Here is an 808-nt window from a genome sequence, read left to right as displayed (position 1 = left end):
GCCACCTATATATGAAAGCCGAAACCAGTTACCTATGGTGAATGATTGGGGACACCCGTTGCTTCATACATAGAACTTTTACCTTTATATATTGCACTCCTATAAAGGACTCTTGATTTCATTTTACGTAATAAGAATAACTAGATTGTTTGGTCTGAACGGTCAGTAGGAGAGCTTCTGCTCTTCTTTGAAACAATATAAGCCTACCATGTTGTTTCAAAGAAGGGTCCGGAATTTAGATCCTGATATAAATTAAAAAATGTCCTCCAATTTGTAAAAAGCCCAGTTACTTAATTGCAATAGGGCTTTTTTTCTTTGTTATGTAAAAAGTACACAATAAGCATTATTAGAAACGAGGGATTGTTAATGGGAAGTAAAGTAACAGTAACGCCTGAACAAGTAGAAGATATTATTTCAAATTCTAATATAACTGTAAATACGATTCTAGATAAATGTACTGTAGTAACAGCAGAGTTACCTAATGGCTTTATCATTGTTGAACATTCTGCATGTGTAGATCCTGCTAACTATAATGAGGCAATAGGTAAAGAAATCTGTTTGCAGCGAATTAAAAATAAAATTTGGGAATTAGAAGGATACAAACTACAAAGTAGGGCAGCAGGACTAAGTATAAATGTTTCAGTAACAGATACAGAGTTATTTAAAGATGCACTAGAAGTTTTAGAGGGATTAACAGTTGTTACTTCATATTTAATTTCTACAGCAGATAAACAGGTTGTAGATATTGTTCCTGAATTAGTTCCAAATGAAAAATTAAAGAAAATGTTGCAAGAAATCATTATTAAAT

At 32.3% G+C, this 808-nt stretch carries 1 pseudogene; it reads left to right on the top strand.

Annotated features, from left to right (window positions below):
- Positions 1 to 366: 366 nt before the first annotated feature.
- Positions 367 to 609, top strand: a pseudogene (locus KVT27_RS26835) (Gp49 family protein); the annotation flags it as partial.
- Positions 610 to 808: the final 199 nt, after the last annotated feature.

It is taken from the genome of Lysinibacillus sp. GbtcB16, assembly GCF_019091145.1.
Taxonomy (GTDB): domain Bacteria; phylum Bacillota; class Bacilli; order Bacillales_A; family Planococcaceae; genus Lysinibacillus; species Lysinibacillus fusiformis.
The sequence above is the reverse complement of the archived record's forward strand: the minus strand, read 5'-3'. Positions and strand labels throughout refer to the sequence as shown.